The sequence below is a fragment of the Paenibacillus sacheonensis genome, from assembly GCF_009909195.1.
GTDB classification, from domain to species: domain Bacteria; phylum Bacillota; class Bacilli; order Paenibacillales; family Paenibacillaceae; genus Paenibacillus_Z; species Paenibacillus_Z sacheonensis.
This window is the reverse complement of record NZ_JAAAMU010000037.1, coordinates 1-26,720: the sequence shown is the minus strand read 5'-3', so window position 1 is coordinate 26,720 and position 26,720 is coordinate 1. Positions and strand designations below refer to the sequence as shown.

General features: G+C 52.7%; 14 protein-coding genes. All 14 read right to left on the bottom strand.

The annotated features are described in order from the left end of the window. A partial coding sequence (locus GT003_RS31910) for a hypothetical protein (protein WP_161705735.1) occupies positions 1 to 594 on the bottom strand: 594 nt, incomplete at its 3' end. A gap of 706 nt (positions 595 to 1,300) precedes the next feature. Next, positions 1,301 to 1,999, bottom strand: a complete 699-nt coding sequence (locus GT003_RS31905; RefSeq protein ID WP_161705733.1) for a glycosyltransferase family A protein — start codon at positions 1,997 to 1,999, stop codon at positions 1,301 to 1,303. Positions 2,000 to 2,199: 200 nt separating this feature from the next. Beyond that, on the bottom strand, positions 2,200 to 2,928 hold the full coding sequence (locus GT003_RS31900) for a response regulator (protein ID WP_161705731.1): 729 nt from the start codon (positions 2,926 to 2,928) through the stop codon (positions 2,200 to 2,202). Positions 2,929 to 2,934: 6 nt separating this feature from the next. After that, entirely contained in the window at positions 2,935 to 4,095 is a 1,161-nt protein-coding gene (locus GT003_RS31895; protein ID WP_161705737.1) for a sensor histidine kinase, read from the bottom strand. 71 nt (positions 4,096 to 4,166) lie between these two features. Next, entirely contained in the window at positions 4,167 to 6,878 is a 2,712-nt protein-coding gene (locus GT003_RS31890; RefSeq protein WP_161705729.1) for a stalk domain-containing protein, read from the bottom strand. Positions 6,879 to 7,126: 248 nt separating this feature from the next. Further along, positions 7,127 to 11,530 carry an Ig-like domain-containing protein gene (locus tag GT003_RS31885; RefSeq protein WP_161705727.1) on the bottom strand — a complete coding sequence of 1,468 codons (4,404 nt, stop codon included), beginning with the start codon at positions 11,528 to 11,530 and terminating at the stop codon, positions 7,127 to 7,129. Positions 11,531 to 11,728: 198 nt separating this feature from the next. Then, positions 11,729 to 12,931, bottom strand: coding sequence for a methionine adenosyltransferase (gene metK / locus GT003_RS31880; protein WP_161705725.1), 1,203 nt, complete (start codon positions 12,929 to 12,931; stop codon positions 11,729 to 11,731). Between the two features lie 354 nt (positions 12,932 to 13,285). After that, positions 13,286 to 13,552: an alpha/beta-type small acid-soluble spore protein gene (locus tag GT003_RS31875; protein ID WP_161705723.1), complete on the bottom strand. Its 267-nt coding sequence runs from the start codon at positions 13,550 to 13,552 to the stop codon at positions 13,286 to 13,288. Positions 13,553 to 13,654: 102 nt separating this feature from the next. Further along, positions 13,655 to 14,161 carry a hypothetical protein gene (locus GT003_RS31870; protein ID WP_161705721.1) on the bottom strand — a complete coding sequence of 169 codons (507 nt, stop codon included), beginning with the start codon at positions 14,159 to 14,161 and terminating at the stop codon, positions 13,655 to 13,657. A 146-nt stretch (positions 14,162 to 14,307) separates the two neighbouring features. Further along, the gene (locus GT003_RS31865; protein ID WP_161705719.1) at positions 14,308 to 16,878 is read right to left on the bottom strand and encodes an LEA/WHy family protein; all 2,571 of its coding nucleotides are present in this window, start codon (positions 16,876 to 16,878) and stop codon (positions 14,308 to 14,310) included. A 187-nt stretch (positions 16,879 to 17,065) separates the two neighbouring features. Further along, positions 17,066 to 19,954, bottom strand: coding sequence for an S-layer homology domain-containing protein (locus tag GT003_RS31860; RefSeq protein WP_161705717.1), 2,889 nt, complete (start codon positions 19,952 to 19,954; stop codon positions 17,066 to 17,068). A 508-nt stretch (positions 19,955 to 20,462) separates the two neighbouring features. Continuing rightward, positions 20,463 to 24,608: an S-layer homology domain-containing protein gene (locus GT003_RS33100; RefSeq protein ID WP_161705715.1), complete on the bottom strand. Its 4,146-nt coding sequence runs from the start codon at positions 24,606 to 24,608 to the stop codon at positions 20,463 to 20,465. A 177-nt stretch (positions 24,609 to 24,785) separates the two neighbouring features. Next, the gene (locus tag GT003_RS31850) at positions 24,786 to 25,919 is read right to left on the bottom strand and encodes a glycosyltransferase family 4 protein (protein WP_161705713.1); all 1,134 of its coding nucleotides are present in this window, start codon (positions 25,917 to 25,919) and stop codon (positions 24,786 to 24,788) included. 231 nt (positions 25,920 to 26,150) lie between these two features. Further along, the coding region (locus GT003_RS31845; protein ID WP_211676339.1) for a polysaccharide pyruvyl transferase family protein at positions 26,151 to 26,720 on the bottom strand (570 nt) is incomplete at its 5' end.

The window sequence follows — 26,720 nt, the reverse complement described above, 5'->3', positions numbered from 1 at the left end:
GAGCAGGGCGAGCGCTTCGCTGCCTAGCAGCGCTCGGCCCTGCAGCAGCGCCGCGGCGCGGCAAGCGCGCGCCGCCAGCGCCCGGGCGCGGCCGTCGCCGAGCTCGGCCGCGGCGAGCACATGCTCCGCATGTGCGGCAGGCTGCCGCGGAACCGGCAGCCCCATGCGGGCGTCGCCCGCCCATACGTTGTCGATCAGCCGTGACAACGTAACGGCCATTCGCGCTGGCGGCACCTTCCCGGCCGGCCAGCGGCGAACGACCTCAAGCGCATGCCCCAGAGGCAGCGGCTCCGACCATGCGACCATAACATCGGCGTTCCCGCGGCCAGTCTCTTTCCGTTCACCGCTAATTCGCTTCCCGGCAGCAAGCCCTTTATCTCTTTCGTCTACCTCGCGATCGGTAACATCCATCTCCTTCTTCGCGCTTGTCGCTGAAGACTCCGCCGAGGATAAACTTCCCCAGCTCCGAACGGTTCGTTCCGCCTCCGCGCGAAATTCCCCATGGCACCAAAACGCGTAATCGACCTCCGGCGCAATGGACCACCCTGCCCAGGACTCCGCCCCTGTCCCAACCGCGTACACCGTCACCTTCATAGCCTTTCCCCTCCAACGTGTTCACCGCATGAAATAAGTCAGTCTTGCGTTCTACCAACCAACGAGGAAGTGCTGTTCGCAATTCTCCTTACGCACCATCTACTCAATTCATTCTTCTGGCCGCTTCTTCCAACTGCGTTCCCGGCCCGAAGCTATTCTACTGATCCGTTTTCCCAACAATCTTTCAGCCCACGATACTTCTACTCAATTAGATTCTTCTAACCCGCTTCTCCCAGTTACGCGCCTGATCTGAAGCTATTCTACTTACCGGTCCCCCAACACTCATTCAGCCACGATACTAATCGACTCGCGCTCTTCGCTGCCGCGCTCTCCCTACAGGGTCCAACTTACCTGCTTCAAGACTATTCCGACGCAGCTCCTCCCCATTGCATTTCCCCATACTTCCCTCACTACATGCCTTTCTCCCCAACGCCATCCTCACTCCCCCAATCCTTCCGAAAAACCAAAAAAGCACACCCCTGACTGCCTACGGCAGCCAATACGGGTGTGCTTCACTCGTCGCTATATTCCATTGCTATGATTATACATTCTCCTTCCCCGTAGAGGCAATGCTGCGATTCGCCGAGAAGTTTTCAGCTTTGCGCGTCAGACTTTCTCTTGCAGCTGCCACGATCGGCCCTTTCCACCGCAGCTGCCCACGACTACCGCTTCCCCCGCACTGCCCGCAATCCACGCAAACGACCTCTCAAAAAGGCAGCTTCGACAGGTCCGCCGGATTGCGCAAGTCAATCAGCACCGCTTGCTCCTTCACGGATACGATGCCCTCCGCCTGCAGCACCCAAAGCAAATGCGTCGGTTCGGCCTCGTCGCCGACCCTTGCTTCCCCATCCTTGCCCTCTATTCCTCCGCGGTCTGCGCCCTCGATCCCACCTTGCCTTAGCCCGTCGCTCCATGTCCCTGTAGCCCGAGCCTCGTTATCCGCGCCATCGCCAACGCGCCATCTCCAAATCGCGCGTAACCGTTGCCAATTCCCGGAGCGCCCGGCTTTCTCCTCCGCCCGAACGGCATTTTGTGCCGAAGCCGATGAGCCCGCATCCGCGCTTCCTGCCTCTACCTGACCCGAACCATTCTGTCCCTCGAACATGACGTCCCCGCCGGCATGCACCCGCACATCCATCCCGCGTTTTGCGAATACGCGAGCAATCCGAAGCGTGTCGTCCTTGGAACCATTATCGACGACCGTCACCTTCACATCCGTCCCCGTCAAATGCGAGAACCGGTGCAGCGAACGCATGTACCATTCCATCCGCTGGCCTTCATTGCCCGCCAGCAGCACGTAGTGCTTCGCGCTGCGCTCCCGTCCGCGCCGCATGGCCGCCAAGATGAAAATAACGGCGGCAGCCAGGACGTAACAACCCACAATACAAAGCAGTACCGCGATCAAAGGCGTCCACCTCCTTTTGCGACATCATATGCCGCGATGCGCCTAGAGGTTACGGTCATTCACGGACAGGCGAATCGCCGCCCGGCCGACGCCTGCTTGATGCGCCATGCAGCTCGATCTACCAACTCACCTGCGATTCTCCCCAAACAGCAAAAAGACCCCCGCGCCGCGGGAGTCTCTCGTGTTATGTATGCCCTGCCTTACAGCGTTACCCAGCCGAACTTAATGGAGTTGATAACGGCCTGCGTACGGTCGTCGACTTCCATCTTCTGCAGAATGCTGCTGACATGGTTCTTGACCGTCTTCTCGCTGATAAACAGGAATTCGCCGATCATCTTGTTGCTCTTGCCTTCCGCCATGAGGCGCAGCACTTCGGCTTCGCGGCGCGTCAGCGGGTTGTCCTCGCTCGGAATGAACTTCACGCCGGTTTCGCGCGCAGCTGCCGCGCCGGACGTTGCGCCGATCTCGTCGAGATACGTCATGCGGCGAAGCTGGTTGATCAGCTTGCCCGTTACTTTCGGGTGAATGTACGCGTAGCCGTTCACGACCGAGCGAATCGCATTCGCCAGCGCCTCGGCTTCCATGTCCTTCAAGAGATAGCCGCTTGCTCCCTTGCGAAGCGTCTCGAAGACATAGCTTTCGTCGTCATGGATGGAGAGAATGATGACTTTAACCTCAGGGAAAATATCGCGGAGACGCTCGGTCGCCACCACGCCGTTCTCGATCGGCATGTTGATATCCATCAATACGACCTCCGGCTTGGTTTGATTGCAAAATTCAAGCACCTGGATGCCGTCGTTGCATTCGCCGATCACTTCCAAATCGTCTTCCATATTGAGAATCCGTTTGAGTCCTTCGCGGAATAGCTGATGGTCGTCAGCGATCAATACTTTGATTTTGCGTTTGCCGCCAGAAGCTTTGAAATCCATCGTCATTTACTCCTTTCTAGTTTCAGCGTTGATGGGAATATGAATCGTGACCGTCGTGCCCTGATTGATGACGGATTCGATCTCCATCCTCCCCTCGAGCAGCTCGGCCCGCTCCCGCATGCCTATTAATCCGAAATGAACGCTGTTCTTGGCTTTGGATTCGATCTGGTTCGTATGAAACCCGATGCCGTTGTCTTTGACGACAATTTTCACCATTTGCGCCTGATAGGTCATTTCGAGCGAGACGAAGGTCGGATTCGCATGCTTGAATGCATTGCTGTAGGCTTCCTGTACCATGCGGTAGATGGCGGCCTCCATTGCCGAAGGCAGTCGAATTTCCTTGCCGATCGTTTCGAACCGCGTGCGAATCTTGCTTTTTTCCTCGTAGTCTTGAATATATTTGCGAAGGGTTGGCACAAGTCCCAGATCATCCAATGCCATCGGACGAAGATTAAAAATGATTTTGCGGATTTCTTCGATGCCCGAGCGCACCTGACTCTTCAAATCTATTAATTCGTCCTGCACGATTTGAAATTCCTGCTTCACCAGCATCCGTTCCGCAATTTCCGTCCTAAGCACTATATTCGCGAGCGATTGGGCCGGACCGTCGTGAATTTCCCGCGCGATCCGCTTGCGTTCTTCCTCCTGGGCCAAAATGATCTTCAGACCGATCTGCTGCCGGTTCTTGGCGGATTCCAGAATGCGCGTAACCTGATTCAAATCCCCGGACAAATATTCCAGCACGACATTGATCTTCGACGCGATCGATTCCGCCCGTTCGATGGACTTCTCGACATTGCGGACCCGCTTCTGCAGCTCGTCGCGCCTTGCCTTGAGATAGGTTTCCTTCTCCCGGAACATCATCAGATCAAGCTGCAGCTGCGTCGCTTTCTCGTAGGCGGTCTTGATGTCCTCTTCTTTATATCGGACGAAGTCCCGGCTGACTTCAGTCAACCGGATTCTCGCCCTGCGATAATCGAGCTCCAGCCGGTCGACTTTGTCGATAATGTCCCCGGCTTCGGCTAATACTTGGTTTAATTCCTGGCCTAACGAAAACATTTCTTTTCGCGCCGATTCGCAAATCTCGAAAATTTGATATTTGCTGTCCTCCATGACGGAAACCGCATTCTTGATGACTCGGTCGATATCATCCACACGAAAATCCATGCCTTCCAAGCCCACTTTCTGCATGTTCTACTAATTCTATCATATCACATAATCAGTCGCAGGCATTCATTTCATTCGACGGTAATCGTCCCCAATTTGCCATCCCAGTTCACGACTAGGCCCAATTGCTCGGATACGAGGCGAATCGGAACGAGGGTCCTTCCGCTGCGCATGATCGGCGCGACCTCGGACTGCTTCCGCACCCCGGTCAACACGAAGTCCTTGCTTCCTACGACCATCTCCATGAACTGGCCCCCCCGCAGCATGGACACGCGCTTGAGCACGGGATCCCAATCGATCTGGGCACCCATGGCTTCGGTCACGAAACGCAGCGGAAGATAGGTCGTACCGTCCAGCAAAAGCGGAGCCACGTCGAGCTTAACCGGCTGTCCGCCGACCACGGCATTCTTCGAGCCGAGCTTCAGGTCGACTCGCGTCCGAGGCGGCTCGGGAACGACCGCAGGGTATTGGAACGAGATATTATCGAAGGCGATCGTACCGGTAAGCAGGCGCTCATCCTGTCCGTCCTCCAGCGAAGCGACATAGAGACGTTTCAACGTCACGGGCGCCGACAAGCCCTCGGCTGCCAGATTCACCTTGATCGTCTTCCAACCGTTCCAGTCCATTTGCTTGGCAAGGGTAATCAGATGCGCATCGCCTTTGCCGTCGATGATCTCCGCGCGAACCCAGTTCAAACTGTTGTCGCCCATCACGTCAATGGTCATTCCGGAAGGCGTGCCTTCCACCGGGCGGCCGCTTCCGTTTAATACGGCATAAGCCGCTTTCGTCCCGGTTCCGTTCGTAAAATCATACTGCAGCTGCACGACGCTCGAACTATTCGTGCCCGGAAGTCCCGATACGATGGATGATGTTCCCACTACACCATTCGTACCTTGGAACGAAATTGGATAGGTCGCCTGCTCGAAATCGTCGAATTTTTTGTCTGCGCCCGAAGTCAGTACCGCCATGGACGAGAATCCGTCATAATGCGCAATGATATATCCGGCTTTCGCAGCAGGGTTTACGGTCCCGATCGTCAGCGTGCCGTCCTGAATCGTGCCCGTGAAGCCGCGAAGCTCCCACTTGACCGATGCGGACGGAACCGTCAGCTTTCGGCCATCCTTCAGCGTCGCACGGACGGGCAGACTCATAGACTTGCCCGACTCCAGCACGAGGGAGCTGGCATCCACCGTCATCGCGGCGATCGAAGCGCCGCCGATGATTTCGACCGGCAGCTTATCGCTGGCCGTGCCGGATTTGACGGTAATCGTCGTCTCTCCCGCTTTCGCCGCCGTAAAAGTATTGCCCGCGAAGCTGCCAAGCGCCGATCCGGCCGTCCAAGACGGCTGCAGCGTGCCCGGATTCACCGGATTGTAGTAGGTATCATAGGCTTTCATCGTATACGAGGCTTGCTGGCCAATGAACAGCACGCTGCTGCCGCTCGCTTTGATGCCCTTCAACGCGCCTACCGGCGCCGTCGAGAATACGCCGAGGCCGTTGGCGACCTGCCGCTGCGTGACGCCATACTCCGTCGGGAAGGCAAGCTGCGTCGCCGTCTCTCCGAGCTGACGCGAGATCATCGTCGTAGAGCCGCCGCCGTCGAGGTTCATGCCTTTCCAGACGCCCAGCTGCACCATCATCTGCTGCAGCTCCGCAAGCGTTGCTCCCTGACTGCTATCGCTGTCCTCGACTGTAATGATCAGGGCCTTCGCGCCGTCCTTCGTGTAGCCCAGCGCCGTCCGCGCGCGGGCCGAATTCGGGCTGATGCTGCTCGTGCTGCGGGAGAACGTGGCAGCTGCGCCTCCGTTGACCAGGATGGTGTGGCCGCCGATCAACATTTGCAGCGCATCGGGATTAATCTTCTGTCCGGTCGACTGCGCGATCAGGTTGTAATTGGCGTTTACCTGCGTCCCTACTTGCAGATGTGCGCGCGCGAACTCGGCCGCTTTGCCATGCGTCCGAAGAATGTAGCCGTCCGCCGGCACGGGGCCGGTGATCATTTTGTTGTCCGCGAATTGCGTTACGATCCCGTTCTGCACGAGCACCTCCGTCGGGGTCGTCGCGCTGTCGCTGATGTCCGGCCTCGTTTGCGTCCAGGCGCTGGTGTAGACGTACATCGCATTGGCATGGCTGAAGCCGTCGTTAGGCTCCGTTTTATACGCGGCTTTGTTAATGCCGGTCAACGGGAAGACAGAACCGTCCGCCGCCGTAACCACCCCTTCAAAACCATATGTATCAATCGTCGGCTTATGATCGTTCGTCAAGGCAAACGCGTACATTCCCGTCAGCTGCGACGGACTCGACACCAACTGCCCGCCGGTCACTTCCGCGCCGATCGGCGCGCCTTTGCCGTTCGCCGTATTGAAATAATCGCCGTTCACGCCCGCGACCGCTCCGTACTTGCTGACCATATTCCCTACGGAGCTGACGCTCGAGACCGAATCGACTTTACCGTTCATGACGTCGAGCTTCACGTACGGATTCGTCAAATCGACCTCGATCACATGAACCTTCGACGGTGTCGCCCCTGCCTTGCTGACCCATGTATAGTCGATGCGCTTGGCGCCGGACGTTATCATCTCCGAATTGGTCTGCGCCAGCTTTTTAACCGCCGCTTGCACGGCTCCGGTCGTTGCGGCCGCAGTCACGGCGTTATCCGCCGATGCGAATGCAGGCACTGCAAGCAGGATCGGCTGCGCAAGCAGCGTCGCTCCAAGGGTCCATATGAGCAATCGTTTGCCGTTTCTGCCCGGCATCCGGTTCGTCTTCTGTTCATTTTGCATGATTCTAGCAACTCTCCCATCATAAAGTCTAGTAAGTTAGACTATGAATGAATTGGAAAAGTTACGGTTGATAGAAGACTCCTATCGCCATCGTTCGACCGACAAAAAAAAGCTATCCGCGGTCTTTCGACGGGATAGCTCTAATTCTACCAAACATCTCCTGATTCTCTCTAAATATCTCCCTAAATTTCTACTAAGTTCTTCTAAATTCTACCGACAGCAGGATCGCCGCGGGCGACTGCGGTTTCCTAGATATCAAGGAAATCCACGTAGCTGAGCAGGCGCTTCACCATGACGGCCGCTTCCGCGCGCGTCGCCTTGTTCTTACCGCCGAACGACGTCGCCGATTGACCGCTGATGATGCTGACCTGAACGGCTTTGGCGACATCGTTTTGCGCCCATGTGCCGATTTTTCCCCGATCGCTGAACTTCTTCAGCGTGGTGACCGCCGTTCCTTGAAGCGTAATTTGTACGCCTGCCGCCGCGGCCGCGCGAATCATCATGGTTGCCATCTCTTCGCGGGTGACCGGATTGTTAGGTTTGAAATTGCCGTCCGTCATCCCCTGAATGATGCCTGCCGTTGCCGCCGCTCCGATGTAAGCCGCAAGGCTCGTGGAGGTATTCACGTCCTTGAACTTCGCCGATGCCGCCCGGTCTCCGGTCAATCCAAGACCCTTCGCGATGAACATCGCGAACTCGCCGCGCGTAATCGCTTTGTTCGGCGCGAAGTTGGTGAGCGTATTGCCTTCCACGATGTATTTATTCGCCAGCAGCTGAATATCGTTGCGCGCCCAATGATTTTTCAAGTCGGTATAGTTCACTCCGCCCTTTACGACCGCATAGACGCCATTCCCTTTGCGCTTGAACGTAATGACGGATTGATTGTTCGCCTGCGTGACCTGCGTCGGCACGTAAGACAGCTTGCCCGCCTGCGGATCCAGCCAGACGACCGCCGTTTGCTTGCCGTCCAGCACCGCCGAACTCGTAATCGAGCGCGTTACGTAAGCGCTAAGGTTATCGACGGCTTTCGTCACCCCGTTGTTCGTGACCGCGAGCTGGAAGCTGATCGGGCTGACAAGCACCTGCGCGCCCGTGTTGCTTAACTGCGTGTTCAGCGACGTCGCCAGCGAGCTTGCATTCGTGTCGATCGAGACGATCAACTGGCCGACCGCGCTCCCCGCGTTCATCATTTGCGCCAGCTGCGTGAAATTCAGCGCGCTGAGCGGAATATCGTAGGTCACGGACTTATAGATGACGCCAATCGAGGCGTTCGAGGTCAGTTTCTTCGCGTCCTCCAATGCTCCGAGCGGCAAGGCGACCATCGCCGCGCTCTCCGTGTTCGGTACCGTGAAGACGACTCTCGGAGCCATGCCTCCCACGGAGCGGATCATGTTGTAGGCATTCGTAACCTTTTCCGAGGACAAGGCATACTGACGCACGGGAAGTCCGGCCGGCGATACCGCGGATGATGTCGTCGCCACCGAAGTTTTAATACCCAGTCCTCCGCCGGCTGCCTGTTCGAAGTCGCCGTTCGCATTGTCCGACCAAGTCGTTTGGTTAGCCGCGTTGGAATCCGAGAAGGATGCGGGCAGGACTCCTGACACCGAACGCGGACCGTACCCCGAGCTGCTGTAGCTAACCTTCACCGTATCCCCGATGGCGACCGGCGTATACAGCGTCAAGACGACCGCCGCCCCGTTGATGGCCGTATTCAGGATCGGCCGCGACGTATCGTTCACTTTGACCGCGAACTGCGAGATCGTCGGTACATAACTGCTGCTAAGCGCCGTAGAGAAGTTGACGGTAATCGTGCTGCCTTTCGCGATGATGCCGTTCAACCCAAGCGAAGAGGAGCTTCCGCCGTTAGCCGGCGTGCTGCTGAAGGAAGGCGCGGCATTCCCTCCGAGATCCGTCAGCGCAGGTGAACCGCCGAGATAAGATACCAGCACCGAGTCGCCCGTCGATAATGCGGACGAAATCGTCAAGAGCACCTGCGCTCCGCTCACCGTGACGTTGTACACCGAGCGCGTCGTCCCATTCACCGTCACGTAGAAAGCCGAAGCCGGCGGCGTCAGCCCCGTATTCAGCGCTTCATCGTACGTCAAGGTAACGAGCGAACCTGCAGCGTTGACGGATTGCAGGATTGGCGCCTTCTGATCCTGACCGTTTTGCAAATAGAAGCTGCTGAACGAATACAGCGCATTGCCCGCCAAGTCCTTGAGCGGATACGATCCGCTATAGTAGGACACCGACACGGTTTGTCCGACTGTCGCCGACGTACCGCTGTAGGTTAGAAACACGATGCTGCCCGAGCTGGAGATACTCGTGACCGAACGCGAAGATCCGTTAATCGTAACCGAGAACTGGGAATACGCATACGGGCTGACCGAAGCCAGCTCTTCGCTGAATGTCACCAGAATCGAATTGCCGCTGAGCGACCCGCTCACTTGATAAGGCGCCGTCGTATCCAGCACGTTCGACACGCTCACATCGGAGAAGTTGGCCGCCTCAGTGCCGGACAGATCCTTGATCGGCGACGTGCCCGCCGAGTAAGAAACCTTAACGGTCTGCCCGTACGCCACCGCGCTCGCCAGCGTCAGCGTTACGACTTGACCGCTGATCGCGACATTCGTGACCGCTCGTCCAGCTCCGTTGACGGTGACATAGAAGTTAGCCGGAAGCGGCTTTGCCGCAGTGCTTGTATCCAGGTTTTCATTGAAGGTAATTGCCACTTTAATGGTACCGACCAGCTCCGCTTTCGTCACCGTCGGGGCACCGGACGTGCTGTTGGATGTTCGGAATTTCCATTGGTATTGATTGAGGATACCGTCGAACATGTTGCCCGCCAAGTCGGTTACCGTACCGGCCGCCATTTCGACGTAATAATCCGTATTGGCTGTCATCGTGCCGTTTACCGCGATCAGCAGCTTGCGATTATTCGTCGGATCGACGGACAGCGTCGTCGAGAGCGGCGTGCCGCTTGAGGAGCTGCTTACCTGCTTGACGTTCACCAGCGCGCCGGAACCGAGCATGATCGGCTCGCTGAAGGTCGCTTCCAGCCTTGTGCCTTGAAGCGCTACATTCTGCTCCGCATTTGCCGGCAATTGAAGGACGAGGATCGGTTTCTCGCTGTCCTGCGTCACGGTAAAGCGCCATTCGCTTGATCCCGTAATGCCGGAGAAATAGTTCCCTTTCGCATCGGAGAACGCTTGTCCGCCAATTTCGATGTAGTACGTCGCGTTATTCACATACGACTTATCCAGATTGGCCACCGTGATCTTGGCCGTTCCCCCTCCGCTTACGCTGGACGACGTCACGGGAATCGCCGCGAAGACGGATCCCGAAGGATACGAGCGAATCGTAATATTGCCTGTACCGGGGTACACGGGCTCGGAGAAATTCAGCTCCAGCTCGGGGGTTTGGGTCGCCTGTGCGCTAAGCGGCTTACGGTCGGCTAGCAGCGTAGGCGCCGTCCGATCATCGCCGGGATCCGTCACGAAGCTCCACGTCCTCGCATCCGAGATGCCCTGGTACACCAGGCTCGGATCCGAAGCATCCTTGAAAGCCCCTCCGTCGATAAGCACGTAGAAGCCGGTATTCGGCGCCAAGTCATCGATGGGGTTGATCGTAACGTCCGTTCCGTTGCCGTTAGGCGCATAGGTCACTCTATCCGAGTTTACGCTAATTGTCTGCACCGTCGAATTATCGGCGATTTTGTTAATTCGGATCGATCCCGCATTCGCCGCGACCTTGCGCGGGAAGCTCAGGATTAGATTGGCCCCTACCTTTACCGCGTAAGCATTATCGGCCGGCTGAAGCACCGGGGTGCCTAGCGGCGGGGCGGTTGTCGTAAAATGCCATTGCGAGGAGGAGATGCCCGTGAACGCATTGCCGGCCGCATCCTGGAATGCTCCGCTTGGCACGTTGACCGAATACTCCGAACTTCCTTGCAGCGTACTCGGCAGCGCAACCGTGATTCTTGTCGTCGAGCTGCCGCTTACGCCAACCGAGTTGACGCTGATGTTCTGCTCGTCGGATGGCTGGTTTACATTCGTCACCGTGATGTTCCCGTTTGATGCGTAGACCGGTTCGTTGAAGTTCAACGTCAAGGACGTCGCAATACCGGCCGTAGATCGATGAGCCGGGAGGAACGAATTCAGCGCCGGCGGCGTCGTATCCGTAGAAGCGATCGTCGAGAATCTCCAGCCGACCGCGCTCGTTAAACCGGCGAAGTTTTCGTTATTGCCTTCGTTCGCGAACGCGCCTGCATCGATCGTTACATAATAACTGGTATTAAGCGCGAAGCTCTTGCTTGGCGAGATCGTCACTACATTGCGATTCGCTCCCGTTCCGACCGTCACCTTGTCGTCCGATGACACGACATAAGATTCGAATACATCGTTGTCCAGCTGCTTGCGAATTTGAATCGTCGCACTGCCCGTTCCTTTTCTGACGTTCTCGTCAAACGCAAGCACGAGCTTATCGTCAGTACGCACGTTCGTGGCGTTCGCCGACGGCGACATGCTGGAAATAACCGGCCCGCTGGAGGCAGCCTTTACGGAAACCGGTTTGGCCGTCAGCCCGCCTAGGGCGATTTGCAGGACCATGATGACTGCAATTACGAAGGATACCTGTTTACGATTTCGAACCACTATTACCCACTCCCCAAATGAAGACACTCGTACTTTATTTTTCGGCTGGAATGGGCTTGAAGTGTAGATGCTTGGAGAAAATGGGCGAAGGATGCGAAACGCGGAAGCCTCGTACCGAATGTAGGTGCCCAATACTGTCTGAGCATGCAAAAGAGCCGCTCCTTGGAGGGAGCGGCTCTTTTATGAGCGAATCGAGAATTAGCGAAGCGCGTCGGCTTTCAATTTATCTGCTTTATCCACTTTTTCCCATGGGGCATCGATGTCCGTACGGCCGAAATGCCCATAAGCTGCGGTTTTGGCGTAGATTGGGCGGCGCAGGTCAAGCATCTTGATGATGCCAGCCGGGCGCAGATCGAAGTTATTCTTGATGACTTCGACAAGCACTTCTTCGTCTACTTTGCCCGTACCGTACGTATCCACGTTGATGGAAACCGGGTTAGCTACGCCGATCGCATAAGCAAGTTGGATCTCGCATTTGTCCGCCAAGCCAGCAGCTACGATGTTCTTCGCAACGTAACGTGCAGCATAAGCTGCGGAACGGTCGACTTTTGTTGGATCCTTACCGGAGAATGCACCGCCGCCGTGACGCGCGTAGCCGCCGTACGTATCCACGATGATTTTACGGCCAGTCAGACCAGCATCGCCTTGAGGACCGCCAATGACGAAACGGCCTGTCGGGTTGATGAAGTATTTCGTTTCTTCGTCCAGCCATTCAGCAGGAACGACAGGCGCGATGACATGCTTGCGAATGTCCGCTTGGATTTGCTCAAGCGATACTTCTTCCGCATGCTGCGTGGATACGACGATCGCATCGACGCGAGTCGGTTTGCCATCCACGTATTCGATCGTGACTTGCGTTTTGCCGTCCGGACGCAGATAATCCAGCGTACCGTTCTTGCGAACTTCCGACAGTTGGCGCGAGATACGGTGCGCAAGCGCGATCGGAAGCGGCATCAGCTCAGGCGTTTCGTTCGACGCGAAGCCGAACATCAAGCCTTGGTCGCCCGCGCCGATGTCTTCGTTCTCTTGGCGAACATCTACGCCGTCACGGGACTCAAGCGCAGCGTTGACGCCTTGCGCGATGTCCGCGGATTGCTCGTTAAGCGACGTCAGCACTGCACAAGTGCTGGAGTCGAAGCCGTATTTGGCACGCGTGTAGCCGATGTCTTTAATCGTGCGGCGAACGATGGAAGGGATATCCACGTAATCCGCTTTTGTGCTGATTTCACCGATGACAAGTACAAGACCGGTAGCGACGGAAACTTCGCACGCTACGCGCGCGTAAGGGTCAACTTCCAGAAAAGCATCCAGAACCGCGTCAGAGATCTGATCGCATATCTTATCCGGATGGCCTTCTGTTACAGATTCAGACGTGAACAAATGACGTCCTTTAAGCGACATAAAACTCAACCTCCTGCAAAATCAAAATTTCTAAGTATGATGCATAACTTGCGCATTTTGCTGGGACTCTATTAGAAAATCGTCGTCCCATACGGGATCTAACGCTGAACGTTTCGATTCCAAGGTGAAACGGTGCCGCCGCCGTGATGACGGCTAATGAGTTTCATCTCGAGAAATCCAAGCCAAGAATAATGAAAGTACAGATTCTCGGATTTCAAAAAATGAACCTTTTCCGATGTGGAAAAGGTCTCATTAAGAACTCTCTAAAACAGTATGATACCGAATCTGTCGCTTGGTGTCAATGGCAGGAACCACATCCGGGCTCTCGCCGCCGACCTTATTCGCGATGTTTTGCTACAGGCCCTTCAACACTTGCTCTGCATGTTGGACAAGACGTTTCGTGATGCTTCCGCCGATCGTTCCCGCATCCCGCGTCGCGATCTGAGACCAGTTCACGTGTCCACCGCCGCTTGCCGTTCCGCCTAATTCCGATGCAAATTCCGTATCCGCGCCGCCTGCGGAGCCCCCGGTCATGAGACCAAGCTCAGCAGCAATTTCATACTTCATTTGATTCAGCGCATGGGCACACTCAGGAACGACTTTACGATTGCTTCTTGACATGGATAAGCACCTCCTAATGGGATGCTTGTAGTGTGTCCGCTGCCGGACATTCGAAGCGGATAAGTTGTTGTCAGTACGGGCAAAAATAACTATTAGTAACGCTCATTGCGCCAAAAGCTCATAGTCGCCGCGTACCATGACGGTCAACCCCGTCTTTTGTCCCGGAGCCGGCGTCACGCCTCGTCCGCCCCGCGGGAATAAGATGAGATGATTATTCGGAACGGGCTTGCCGTTCGTAATATCCTTCCCGTCGGTCAGATCCGAAATGCCATTGCTGTCCGCGCTATACACCACGGCCTTGCCTGCCCGAACGATAAACTCGGCGCCGTCATCCGCAATCAGAAATTTCCCGACCGGCACGGTGACCACATCGACCTGCTGCGCGGCTTGTCCGCCGCCTTGGTTTCCGGTTCCTGTACCGCCGCCGCCCTTGCCGATGCTCGCCAACTGTTGATCGACGTAGCTCTTCGTCACGACCGGATCATTGACCGATCCCGGCGTCACGGACGAAGCGTCGCCCTCCGCGTTGCTCGCTATGGTCGTCCCGACCCAAAAAGCCGCCCCCACTACCGCAATCGATAATACTAATTTTAACCCGTTTCGTTTCACTTGTTAGTCCTCCTTGCCCTTACTTCGTCTTTCCCATTTCCTAATCGACTCGTCTACATGTTTATCGGCAGGTGTCCGACTTTTATGAAAAGAAAGAGCCGGCTTGGATGGGCCGGCTCTTCAAGGTTTGGTTTCATGTGGAGCGTCTAAGGAGTAGTCGTAAACCAGTTCATCGTTTTGCTGGCCAGCAAGAGCTTGCTATTTTGGAAGACGTCGTAGACGTTTACTTTATAGGTGTCGTACTTTTGTATTTTGGTTTGAATATCTGAGTCGGTAAAAACAATCGAGAACGGGTTGTTCTTTGAAATAGTCAGTGCCTGTTCTGTATCAGAGCCGGTTTCTAGAGAAAACTGCTTAGAATACGTGACATGATTAGTGTCCTGATTAATGAACTCGATAAGCAACTTATGATCACCTGTTATGATTTCGTAATCTTGGTTTTTCTCCAAATCGTAATCGAATGTCATCTTAAGGCCATTTACATCATACTGACCTACGACATTCAGAAATGCATTTATGTAGTGCATACCGAATGTGTAACCTGCAAATGGAATCGATCCAAGGTCAGCGCTCGTCACTGGGGTAAATGCATTTAACGAGTAAGAGACCATGTTTACGAGCACAGGACTCTCGGTTACACCGCCGGTATCGGTTCCACCTGTCCCCGTGCCGCTCCCTCCAGTACCGCCCGTTCCTCCAGTACCGCCGCCAGATCCAGAACCGCTAGTGTCCGTGCCAATCGACTGTCCGAGAATTAACTTATACGAGCTTGTATCGAAGCTCTTCGGGATTGCCGCATAAGCACTTAGCAGCGCCTTGCCGTTAGGTGAAAGCTTATCCTTCACCGTTGCGAATGTGACAGGAACCACGATGCCATTCTTATCCACGATATAACCGCCGAGCGTCGCAAGCGGTGCGGAGCGCAATTCATTATTTACCGCTTCAAACTCGGCATAGAAATTATTTTTTGTCGTGCCGTCGAAGACTGCCGTCCGTAGTACGTTAATAGTAGAACGCTTGCCGATGCCATTGATTGAATAGACTTCGTCCAATTTCTTGAACGGAATATCGCTCAACGTTTGCGCGCTGAATTGATATAGCTGTTTGCCCGCCTTGTCTTGAACCGTCTCCGTGCTCACGAACGTGATTTTATCAATTGCCGTTGTGTACGGAATTGAAGAATAGACGACGAAGTCGGTCGAAGCCCCAGGTGCGATCGTAACCGAATCATCCATAGCGACCGACTTCTGCTCCGTTCCGACCTTCACGCCGTTGACCATGAAGTATCCGCCTATCGAAGGGATGTGTACGGTTGCCGCGCTTCGATTGGTAACCGATAGCGTAGCGACAAGCACGTCGTTATCGCTCGATGGTGCGCGCTGAATCGTATTCAGCTTCACGGTAAAATCATTATTATAGATAAAGCTGCCACCAAGCGAACCCTGTTGAGTGGTCGATTGCAGCGCGTAGGTGCCAATAATGTAAGACTTCTCTTTCTCCGTCGCTTGCGATTTCACGACAAGCTGTGCATTCGTCAGCGATACATTGGTAGGAACCTGGCCGCTCAGCGAGACCGTCTTCTCGATGTTGGGCAGCAGCGTGCCGTTCTCTTCCTTCTCGTAGGACAACGGATAGCTGGTACCTGAAGAAGTCACGATAAAATAATCTAGGGCCGGGTTTGCAATCGAGGCGGTTCCGATGTTCGTGAGCTTGAACTCCATCGATAGGTCTTTGCTGCTCGTGCCTTGTGATACAAACGCTTGACCCGCAATCGTATTCGTCGGAGAGCCCGCCAAATAGACCAACCGCGTTTTTCCTACGGCAGCGGCAGCTAGCGGTTTAGTCGTTGGAAACGAATAAACACCAACCGGAAGCTGAATTTTTGTTGCATCATCGTTCTGCGCAACGACAAGCGATAAAGCTTTGCTGGCTACAGCCAACGGAATCGTCGCATGCAGCGTTACGATTTTGCGTTCCTTTGGTTGAATCGTCGTTTGATCGAGTCCCGATGCCGTTACATTATAGACAGAGTTACTGTCAGTTTGAACGAAGAAATTCATCTTCGATAAATCACTAGACTGGAAGCCAACATTCTCGACGAGCAGATTGACGACGAGGTAAGCATTGTTTGCGTCCGTCGTTATGTAGGACTGTTTAATCGCACTGCGAATTTTATTATTGTCATAGAGCATTACTGAGTCTTTGAACGGTGCAATCTTATCCGTACCATTCGACGGATATTGAATATTGCCTAGTACACGCTCATAGTTGGCAGTGGAAAAATCCCACTTCACGACCTGGAACGTAAGGTCCGTCAGCTTCGTTTGATTATCTACAACCGTATAATAGGTCAAATACTGAGTCGTCTTCGCTGGGACATCCTTCACGTCTTTGTCCGCATCTATAATCGTCGTTTTGAAAGACTTGCCCGATTTGGTCTTCACGCGCAGCCAGTAGTCGATTAAGTCTAGCGAGGAGTTACTGTTATTCGTAATGCTAACCGAATACACTAACACCTTGCCTTTGCCTTGCATCATCATATGCACATCTCGAATATTCATATAGGCCGATGCGTTCAGCTTGACGATCTTGCTAGCAATTGAACTCGTGCTAGCCGTTGCCGCTGATGCAGGCGTTATTGAAAAATCGACATTTTGAAAGAGCATCGCCGAGCTTGCCAATGCCACTACCCCGAACTTCGCCCACTTTTTTGCCACGTTCATCCCTCCTGGAATCGATACTCTATTAGACGCTGCGGAGTACCATTTTGTTTCACGCCAAAGTTATATTTACGAGTATACCTTAACGTGATGAAGGTTGTGTGAAGGCATTTAGGTCGACTAAGGTCCACTACACATAAAAAAGAGAGCCTAGTTATACTAGGCTCTCTTTCGAAATAAATTATTACAGATTAACAATGATTGTAGCTACAATACCGTTATTGGATACGAAGGATACAGTAACTTGACCTGTCGCTGCGCCAACCTTAGCTACTACACCTGCTGGAGAAACAGTAAGTTTAGAAGCATCGGAAGATGCATACGTACCAGTTTTCGCAATTGCTACACCATATTGATCTTTAACTGCCAGCTTCGTCGAAACATCCAAACCAGCTGCATAATTGATTTCTGTTGGATCAAATGCTACGGAAGCAATTACTGGTGCTGCATCGGATACCGTTACAGCCGCTTCAGCTTGCTTAGTAGCACCGTTCCACACTGCAACGTTCGTAGTGCCTTTTGCAACGCCATGAACTTTACCAGCGCCGATTGTTGCTACCGTTGTGTCGGAGCTAGTAATCGAAGTCAGGAAGCGAGCTTGGTCAATCGCTACTTCATTACCAGAAGCTGTTTTACCTACCAGCGTTACAGCAATGTCATGGTCCGCTTGACGTCCAGTTGTGCCGCCGTAGACTGTGCCAATTGTTGCAATGGAGAAGGATTTGATATCAGCATCAGCAACAGTTGTATAAGTAACTTCAGCCGTCGAACCTGCAACTGCAGTGCCACCATGGCTCAAACCTACTGTTACTTTTTCTGTACCAGCAGTAACGCCTTTTACTTTACCTGTTGCATAAGAAATTGCGGAAGTATCTGCAGCAGGAGCGGCTGGTGCCGGAGTAGCTTCAACAGCTGTAAGAGCCCAAGTGCCAGTCAGTTTAGTTACTGGGCGGCCGTAGTTATCGACCACGTTCAGTTGATCGATAGTAAGGTCAGCTACACCATTAATACCCAGTGTAGTTTTAGCACCTGTTTTGACGCTAAGTACTTTTGTAGGTACTGCTTCGGCTTTTACATCAATATTAACTTGGGAAGCGATCTGACCACTCACCCAAATAAACAATGTAGTAGCACCGGAGCCATCAAATTGAACAACCAATTCACCTTTAGCATTGAAGCTTGCAGAATCGATATCAACATCTGGGTTCGAAGACGTGATATTGAAACCAGTTCCAAGTGCGATTACAGATGCATTAACATCTTTAGCGTCAATTGGCACACCATACGTATCAGCAGCAACGTAAGGAATTTTTACGTCTTCATGCTCAGCAACCAACACACCTGGATGTGCGATTTGGAAAGTTTTAAGCGCTTTTGCAGCTTCTACTTTCACTGTAGTGTTAGAAGTAGCACCAGTTTTGCTATTGATTGCTGTGATAACAACTGTACCAGCTTTAGCAGTAGTGTTGAATTTCACAACACCATCGGCATCAACGGAGAAGGAATTCGGGTCAATAACCGTGATGTCACTTACTACAAAGTCAACTGCTCCACCGAAGGAAACTTTGTTACCTGCAACAGCTTTTGCACCTGCAACAAGAACTTTTTGTCCATACTGGTCTGCCATCGTATATGGAAGCACATAACCTACTTTGCTTACGGAGATACGAGCTTCGTCTTTCAACGGAACTACTGCACCCAATTGAATGTTCGTAGCCGAGCTAGCATCAACCAATTTATACGTTTTAGTAGCTGTCAGACCACTCGAAGTATGAAGAGCTGTTACAACGATTGCGCTATCAACGTCAGCTCCGCTCAGGTCAACTTTGCCACCAGTTACAGTTACCGGAAGACCCGTTTTGCCGTTGTAAACGTTAATGTTCGAGTCACCAATTGCACCAGTTACTTCTTCACCAAATTGGTTCAAAGCTTTTACCTTCAGATCTTGAGCTGTACCTTTTTGAAGAGTAAGTGCACCGATATCAACTTTAGAGACTTTTTCGTCTTCTACTTTCACTGTAACAGGATCGCTACCTTTAACATTCAGCGTGTACTCACCTGCAGGCAAGAATGTAGCAGTCAAGGCAACGGATTTGTTGTCGTCTGCATACTTAGCTGTAACAGCATAAGGTACAAGACCATTCTTCAGTTCAAACGTGGTAGCAGTCTTTTCAGCATCAGTAGCCGGTTTATTAAAGTTAACCGTGATTACTTTAGCACCCGTTTGTTTTGCGTCAGACACTTTCAAAACATCAAGTTTAACCTCAACTTCGTACTTTTTGCCGTTGTAGTCAACTGATACTTTCGTTGCTACGCCAACAACAAGTGCTGTATCAAGCGTTTTCTTAACAACGCCACCATCGGAGAATGTCACTTCGATGTTTTTCTCGTCAACGATTTTAGTGGATTTTACTGTTACCAAAGTTTCAGCAGCAAGGTCGTACGATACTTCTACCAGCAATTCGCGAGTAGCGTTTGTTTGGTAGGACGGAAGCTCAGGAAGAAGACCAGCTTTTACAGCTGCTGCTACATAGCCTTTAGCCCATGCGGATACTTTACCGGAAACTTCGCCTTCGATTGGCTCTACGCCAGCAACCAGGTCAGCAACTTTCGCGATTTGCTCGATCGTTACTTTGCCGGATGGACCGAATTTGTTAGCGCCCAGGCCGTTCAGCAATTTAGCTTCTGTGGAAGCACCGATGAATCCAGCTGCCCAGTGAGTAGCAGGAACGTCCGTGTACACTTTTGCAGCTGCAGCGTCTGGCTCCAGTTGGGAAAGCAGAGTAAGTACTTTCGCGAACTCAGCGCGAGTCATTTCTTTATCCAGGCCAGCGGAGCCGTCTGGGTAACCCGAGAAAATACCAAGTGCTTTAAGAGCGTCGAATTTTTGTTGAGCGGAAAGCTCAGTCGTTGCTGGAGCTGCGTCAGCGAATGCTACGGAAGCTGTAGTAAGAGTCATAGCTGCTGCTACTACTAGGGATAAACTTTTTTTCATAACCTTTTTGTCTCCTCCTCTAAATACCTTCGGTTCTTGAGAGTTTTGTTTAGAATATTGATTGCTCGTTCTTCTCATTGGTCGATTCACCCCCTTTCACGAGTTGAGCATAATTCGTATGAATAATGTCTGCAAAAAGTAATTCCATGTAGGAACTTGTCGCAGAAACTTGTAAACAAAAATAGACATGAAAAAAATGGTAGGTACGAGCACCACTAGAACATTATACAATGGGCACCTATTAGCGTAAAGAGCAATTTCACAAATGATACCATGCCCTATCAATCGCCAGATAAGCTTTCTTACCGCCATCTTCATGTAATTAAACGCACAGGTTTCGGAAAAGTTGCGTTGTCGAGAAAAAAACTTTTAAAAACTTTTCACGACACCATTTTCCCACGAAACTGTCGATGGGTCTTATGTAATAGGATGGTTTCTCTACCACGTTTTCTATTATATGACGTTTGGCCTATTTCCGTCGATAGATAACATTTCCCATGTAAAGAGAACTATAGCAATCGTTAGTAACTGTTACAGGAACATGAAAGCCGCCGGGAATTAACCAGGCGGCCCTATGTCGTCCAATTTAGTTGAGTTTAGGCAGGCGCTTTAGATCGGCTAGCACTTTACCGATGATGATGGATGCGTCGGAACGCAGCAGACTGGACTTTGGTTCATACGTATAGCCCTTCTTTAGATCCTTAGGATCTATCGGCGAGCCTTGAATGTACCCCTTTTTGGCAATTGCAAGAACAGACGCTTTCGCATAGTAATCAATATCCGCATAATCTTTGAACGTCTTCTGGAGCGTTGCATCGATCTTTTTCGGATCGGTCTCTAACTTCAGATTAAGCGCCCGAGCAAGGAACACGGCTGCATCGCCGCGGGTGAGGTTGGCTGACGGTTCAAATGCTCGCGGCTGCGTACCGCGAATGATTCCTTCTCTCGCAGCCGTCTCGATGTAGCTGAAATCCCACAACGCGTCCTGATTAATAATCGGAGGTACGTCATCGAAATGCGGTTTGCTTAATTCATAGTTGAGCGGAATATCCAATGCCTTCACGATCATTCGCGTGAACTCACCCCGGGTTGAATACATATCCGCCCCGAAATCATCGAAGTTAGCCGCGTTCATGACTCCTTTGGAGAAGATAGCCTCCATATAGTTGCGGGCGTAAGGATGGTTCGTTACGTCGGAGAACGAATACGTCATCTTGGCAACGACGTAATAACCGAATTGATCGAACGGTACCGTGATGGAGTTTTTCTTGGTGTCTACCGTTCCTCCCAGATTGACCCAGAACTTGTTCTTTACGTCATAACGGTAGACCGTAACGATCGTACCGGCCGTATTACGGATGCTAGGGTCGAAGGACAATGTCAACGAACCTCGCTTGGAAGCGATAAGCTCCCGGTCATCCGGACGCTCATCGTAAGTCGGAATCTTAGTGCCTTCCGGACCTTTGGCGCCAGGATATTGATAAGGGTCCACACCCATTTTAAGCGGATCGTAATTTGGCGTCGTGGTGTCGTCAGCAAGACCGGCGTCAATCCAGTAAACCGGACTCGACTTGGCGAACCTGGTCGGGAACGAGACTTTAAAGCGCGTCCCGAAGTTTTGCATGATCAAATCAAAGTCCGCAGGCGGGCTGTCGTATTCGCGACGGTCCACGACGCCGTCTTCTGGGTTAGCGATGGCGAAGAGCAGTTTATGCCCCGTAAAGATCTGGCCTTTAAGATTCGCCGGGACGTTAAAGTCGCGGCGGATCAGCGCCGTTCCTTTCGGGAAGGTCAACGAGACCGCACCGTCAAAGACCTTGTTCGAGCTCTTCATCTCATCCAGATATTGCGCACCCGGTATATTCGTCGGCGTGTACGTTACCTCGAAATAGTTGCTGACTTTATCCGAAGCGCTCTCGATCGTGAAATTGATCTTATTCACGCCCGGTTTAAGTCCGCTGATCGTTGCTTTAAAAGCGTTTGGATACTCGATTCCATTAATCGGGTTATTGTCTGCATCATAGGCATACTTATCTGCCGCTTGCTTATTAATGGTCACTTTATCCGCGCCTTTGGCGTTAATGATGACATCGACGAAGTTCTTGTTGACGATGCCTTCCGCCGGCAGATACGGACGAAGGATTTTGTACGGCAGGACCGTAGGGTCTACTTCCAACCGGTAAGTTGCTTTCGGGCCCGTTTCTCCGCTGTTGAATACGTTGAATAGATAGACGCTGGAGCTGCCGTCCGCATTCAACTCCTGCTTCTTGAGCAAGAATTCGAAAGACTGCGTCGATACATCGTAACGAACGACAAGGTTTCCATTAATGCTCGCACCCGATGGATACATGCCGGTACCAACCGGCGTATCTCCGTTGACGAGTTGGAACGGATCGGATAGCTTCCAAGTTAACGGAGCAGCCAGGGACGCCCCGGTAATTTTGAAAATGTAATCATCGGCGGGACGGTGGCCGGATGCGGGCAGCAACGAAGCCATTTTGGCGATGACTTCGGGCTCCGTCTTGCCTAAATCAATGAAGTCGAACGTTCCGAAGATATTCATGAACGGTTCCGTCGTGTTATAGAGGCCCCCGTTCTTCACGAACTTCGGATCATTCAGTATCGGCTTGGGATCGCTGATGGCATCCGTGAACGTAAACGGATAAACGCCCGTAGAATCCGCTGGAATAATTGGAAGATTCGTCGGAACCTTGTTCACTTTCACGACTTTCTCATAATAGCTCTTCGAACTTTGGAAGACGAATTTGATGGTATTCTCGCCGTTAAAGAGCGCGTTCAATGCATCAGTATATACATTGGCATAACCGGTTGGATCTAGGACGAATTGCGTGACGTCGGTACCGACCGGCTTCAAAGGAAAAGCTACGTTATTGATATAGAAAAAGATTGTCCGCGGCTTGTTGTTAGATGTATTGTAATTAATTTCGCTCGTGTTATTGATATTTTGCAGCACGCCTTGGAAGTCCCCGAGCTTGGTATGAATAATTTCCGATACGCGGTCGGTTGGCGACTTAGTAGAATCGTCATTGACTGTCATACCATCGAAAATCGTATTGAAACTAACGTATGGACCATAGAGCATCGTGAATTTTGCGGACGAGCTATTGCCTCCTGCTCCGCCTACCTGTACGGTGATCGATTGGGTGCCTTCAAACGGCAGTTTGTAGAACTCCAGCACAACGCGCGTAAACGATTGAGCCGTCCCGTTGACGGTTCTCGTCACCTGCGATTTCTCGCGCACGGCATATTGCCCTGAAGGCAACGTACCGCCGATTGGAGGGGCAGTGACTAAGGTTGGCGTAACCGGTGTATGACCGTAACTGTCCGCAATACTCGTAACCGTTACATCGTCTGCTGTCGAGTTTTTCGGATTCCCTACCAACACTTCGATGCCAACAGGCAAGCCGTAAATGTTTTTCCCGTCAAGCGAAACGCCTTCGATTCCCTGATAATTATTGGGTTTATAACTAGGCAAATAATTGATTTGACTGATAAAAGGCTTGGTTTTATCGCGCAAAGAGAAGTAGAGCGCATCCGTGCCCTGCTCCGTCGGAGTCAGGTTAAGATGTGCGTTCTCTTCGTTACGTCCCATGAGCTTCACGTTATACAGCGCATCGAGCGACAAGCCGCTTGGCAGGCTGATCTCATAGGAGTAGATAAAGAATTTATCGGTCGGAGAATATGGACCTACGATCGTAACGTTCGAAACGGTCAAGTTGGCAAACGCCGGATCTGCGGCTTTCTTATAGCTTGCGGTCAAAGTGTTCAAGACCTGCGTTGGATCCGGGTGGGGTTTGATTGTATTCGTCGTATCACCGGCGTTTACGTATTGGCTGTTCGGAACGATAACCTTACCCGTCAATTTCAGGGCATTAGCCGGATCGATGACGAAATTCGGATTGTATTCCAAAGCGGCGGACTGCAAGGTAGTCGCAGCAGAGAGCTCATTGATGTTCACGTCGTAAAACGTCACGCTTCCGTTATAAAAAGCGATATCGCGCGACGTCTCGATGACTTGCGTACCGTTCTTAATGCGAATCGTGACGAGATTCTTGCCCTTCTGCAAGGTGATCGGCGCAGCCGCAAACGAATTCTGATTGCTGCTGTTGACGGAATACGTCTTGCTCGCACCGTTGACGACGATGGTCACTTGCTGGGCATTCGGTGCCTTACCCGTAATGCTGATGTCCGCGGAATCGCGGCCGCGCGACGTATTGGATTGAACGACGGTCGTTCCGTTCTCCACGATCGGGAAGTTGTTGCCGTCCAAGTTGGCCGTTAAATCATAGAGCATCGGCCCGTTGCGGTATTCTACGAAGATGGAGTTAGTCACTTCTCCTCCGCCCTGCGTGCCCTTGAACGTAATTTTATTCAACCCCGGGAAGAGCTGAATATTGAAAATTTGCAAGTTGAACCCGCTTACCGAAACGTTGCTGGTGAGGTTCTCGCGCACGCTCCCCAGCTTATCCGGATTTGTCGGATCAATGATTTGGTAAACGCTGTATGAAATTGACGACGGGTCTACGTTATTAATCGTTCCGGTCAAGGTAACGCGCTCGTCCGTCGTAACGCGCGGAGAACCGATTTGGTCGCTCTCGCTCGGGAACGTGAAGTTACCAGTTGCCGCTTGCGCGGTATCCAGCTTGCCTGCGGGTACCAACTGAATGATCAAGGCCAGTAAGATAAACCAAGTGCCTAATTTCTTAATCACGGTAAGCCTCCTCGAAAATAAAAACTTGTTCACTATAAACCTGTATTGTAGTTATCGGCTCACCGAAGGATAAAGTTTAGGATTAGACAGAAATGAAAACCGACAAAAATATCAAAAAATGGTAAATAAAAGAGCCTCGACCCATTGGGTCAAGGCTCTTACATTACGTGACTTTTATTACTTGGACCGCGACTGCTCGGTTCTCAGCAGCAGACGCTGCAGGAAGCTGAGGAGCGGCCGGCGCGATTTGTCCACGATGCCGATCAACTCCGCTCCGATCTGGAGGAAGAAGACGATCACGAGGATAACCCCGAACGTAATCCAGTTGGCTGCATCCGACTGTACAATGGTGGATTGCAGGATCGCGCATAGTCCGAAGAACGATGCGATTGCGTAAATAATTAATACCGTACGGCGGTGGCTGAAACCGAGCTCGCGAAGGCAGTGATGCAGATGGCCTTTGTCCGGCGCGAAGATCGGTTTCTTGTTAATCCAGCGGCGGATGATCGCGAAGAAAGTATCCGACAGCGGAACGCCGATGATGAGAAGCGGCGTAACGAACGAAACCATCGTCACTTGCTTAAAGCCCAGCATCGAAAGCGTCGCGAGACCGAAGCCCAAGAATAATGAACCGGTATCGCCCATAAAGATCTTGGCCGGGTGGAAATTATACACCAGGAAGCCGATAACGCCGCCGAGCAGCAATGCGCTTAGCAGAATGACGGGCGCGAAACCCATGACTGCGGCCATGATCAGGATCGTGCCGATGGCAATACCCGATACGCCGGCTGCCAAGCCATCCAGGCCGTCAATCAAGTTAATGGCGTTGGTTACACCGACGATCCACAAGATCGTGATTGGAATACTGACCCAAGCCGCGACGGGCTGCATGGCTTCGCCGAACGGAATGTTCAGCAAGTCGATCTTGACTCCGAAGCCGAAGACGACGACGCATGCGGCGATGATTTGTCCGAGCAGCTTCACTTTCGCGGACAATTCGAAACGGTCATCCAGCGCCCCGATCAGGACGATGATGGTACCGCCTGCGAGCATGGCGTTAACGAGATTCTTATCATAGCTGCGGAAGAGACCTTCCGGAATAAACGGTTGTACGGCAAAATAGGCGCCGACGAATGCTGCGTATATGCCCAAGCCGCCAAGACGCGGCATGATTTTCGTATGAACCTTACGGTGATTCGGCTTATCGATCGCCCCGATTTTGTAAGCAAGTTTGATGACCAGCGGGGTGAGCGCCAGTGCTAAACATAATGAAATTATGAATGCAGCTGTATAGAGAACGACGTGACTCATTTCCATCTCCCTTTCATAGCTATCGCCGGATAGAATTATACGCTGTTTGAAAAAGAAACTCCACTCTCATTTTCAAGCGATTTTCACGAAATAAACGGATATTTCGGTTGCTTGGGCATGGTTTTGCGACCTTTTCTTTCGCTCACAGCGCTTTCGCTTCGATTTACGGCCGCATAACTACATGTTCGTGCGAACCTGGGGTTAAATGAGGCGGAAGCTTCTATATCTAGATTAACGTAATTTCGCCGCGATTTGTTTCGCCGGCGTACGCGCTTCCCGCTTCAACCGTTCAATAGCCGCGCCGTGTTCAGCGCGCCACTGCGCCGGCTCGTCGAGCAGCCTTCCCATCGCGAGCGCGAACGCTTCCGGATCCAGCGAATCGGTCGTTCCTGCAGCCTTTAAGCCAAGCCGGTTCAGAAACTGATCAATCTTGGGATCATAGGAAAGTCCGAGCAGCGGCACGGATTGATTCGCCGCATAGATCAGCGCGTGCAGGCGCATGCCGAACAGCGCATCGCAGCGGCTGACCTCGAGCAGCATCGCCTGCGGGTCATCGCCGGGCGAGACGATCTCGGCGCTGCTCTCGCCGAGATCGCCCAGCTGTTCCATCACCACCTTGGACGCTTCCACGTCCGAGGGGGTGTGGAACGGGAGGAACCGCAGCCGCACCGCCCGGCTGCGAGCCAGCGCGCCAAGCGCGGCGGCTGCGCGCGCCAGGTCGGCCCCGTCCTTGCGCCAATGCCGCAAGGACACGCCGACCACCGGCGGCAGCGGCGGCGAAGCCTCGCCCGCCGCCGCTGC

What these genes read in the sequence shown, in the direction of transcription:
- GT003_RS31900 (WP_161705731.1), bottom strand. Translation starts at nt 2,928, where the DNA reads ATGGATTTCAAAGCTTCTGGCGGCAAACGCAAAATCAAAGTATTGATC.
- GT003_RS31895 (WP_161705737.1), bottom strand. Translation starts at nt 4,095, where the DNA reads ATGGATTTTCGTGTGGATGATATCGACCGAGTCATCAAGAATGCGGTT.
- GT003_RS31890 (WP_161705729.1), bottom strand. Translation starts at nt 6,878, where the DNA reads ATGCAAAATGAACAGAAGACGAACCGGATGCCGGGCAGAAACGGCAAA.
- metK (WP_161705725.1), bottom strand. Translation starts at nt 12,931, where the DNA reads ATGTCGCTTAAAGGACGTCATTTGTTCACGTCTGAATCTGTAACAGAA.
- GT003_RS31875 (WP_161705723.1), bottom strand. Translation starts at nt 13,552, where the DNA reads ATGTCAAGAAGCAATCGTAAAGTCGTTCCTGAGTGTGCCCATGCGCTG.
- GT003_RS31860 (WP_161705717.1), bottom strand. Translation starts at nt 19,954, where the DNA reads ATGAGAAGAACGAGCAATCAATATTCTAAACAAAACTCTCAAGAACCG.
- GT003_RS31850 (WP_161705713.1), bottom strand. Translation starts at nt 25,919, where the DNA reads ATGAGTCACGTCGTTCTCTATACAGCTGCATTCATAATTTCATTATGT.